Source organism: Hymenobacter lapidiphilus (assembly GCF_003417065.2).
GTDB lineage: Bacteria > Bacteroidota > Bacteroidia > Cytophagales > Hymenobacteraceae > Hymenobacter.
The window spans coordinates 1-1482 of record NZ_QVLT01000068.1 but is presented as its reverse complement, the minus strand read 5'-3'; the positions used below and the strand labels follow the sequence as shown (position 1 = coordinate 1482).

Below are 1482 nucleotides of genomic sequence, written 5' to 3'. Positions count from 1 at the left end.
CGGTGCTGCTGCAGGCCGACGGGTACGGGGCCTGGGAAATCTACCTCAACGGGCAGCTGGTGCAGCGCGCGGGCATCCTGCAGGCCATCCCCGCCCAGGTGCCCGACCCCCATAAGCTCCCGCCGGTCGTCGTGCCCGCCGGCGGCCCCGCCGAGCAGGTGCTGGCCATCCGCTTCGCGCCCTGGCAGTCGCCGCTGCGGCGGCTGGGCACCGAAAAGCAGCTGCTGGAAGTGTACCTGCGCAGCCAGGCGCAAGTGCAAAAACTGGCGGACAGGGAGGTGCTCACCGCCATGGTGAACAGCGTGGTAACCGGCATATTCAGCTTGCTCACCCTGCTGCACCTGGCTTTTTTTCGCTACTACCCGGCTCAGCGAGCCAACCTTTATTTTGCCTTCTTCGCCCTGGCATTGGCGATGAATTGTCTGCTGGTGCTTATTGTATGGTCGCTCACGTTCCCTCCCCTGGAAGTGCTGGTGCTGCTGATGTTAGCCAAGTTCTTCTTGAATGTAGGGGCTTACCTGTGGGCCGTGCGGGCGCTGTACGCCTTGTTTCGGTTCCGGCCCGGCTGGGTGTACAAAGGGTTGTGGGCGGGATTTTGGGTCATGGTGGCCCTTCGGCTAGCCGGCTCGGAATACCTTGGCTATGTCTCATTGCCCATATTCATCCTGACCTTTGTCGAACTGCTGCGCCTGACCGGCCGCGCCCTGCGCCAGCGCCAACGCGGGGCCTGGATGGTTGGGGCCGGATTTGCGGTTATTCTCCTGATTCTAGTTATCATACTTGGCATCGTTGCGGTCAGTGCGCTGCTGAAAGTCCCGAATCCAATAGAGCAGCTGCCGGAGCAATTTGGTGTGGTTATCCTCTTGATGATATACCTGTCCCCGGCGCTGGGCATCTCGCTCTACCTGGCCCGCGAGTTTGCCCTCGACAGCCAGCTGCTGCAAGTCAAGCTGACCGAAGTGGAAAAGCTCTCGGCTCAAACCCTGGCCCAGGAGCAGGACAGGCAGGCTCTGCTGGCCGCCCAGAACGAAACGCTGGAGCAGCAAGTGATGCAGCGCACCAGCGAATTGCAACGCTCCCTTGCCGACCTGCGCGCCACCCAGGCCCAACTAATTCAAAAGGAAAAGATGGCCAGCCTGGGCGAGCTCACGGCGGGCATCGCCCACGAAATCCAGAACCCGCTCAACTTCGTCACCAACTTCGCCGACGTGAGCACCGAGTTGTTGAGCGAGTTGCGCGAAGAGCAGCAGAAGCGAACAACACTGGATGCCGAATTGGAAAGCGAGCTGCTAACCGACTTGGAGCAGAACCTGACCAAGATTACGCACCACGGACATCGGGCGGCCAGCATCGTGCGCGGCATGCTCGAACACAGCCGCGCCAGCACCGGCGAGCGAATGCCCACCGACCTCAACCAGCTCGCCGACGAATACCTGCGCCTCGCCTACCACGGCCTGCGCGCCAAAAACAAAAGCTTCAACG

The 1482-nt window shown here is 61.5% G+C and carries 1 protein-coding gene; it reads left to right on the top strand.

Annotated elements, in window-relative coordinates; genetic code table 11:
- The coding region (locus tag D0N36_RS19860) for a sensor histidine kinase (protein ID WP_317191507.1) at positions 1 to 1482 on the top strand (1482 nt) is incomplete at both ends.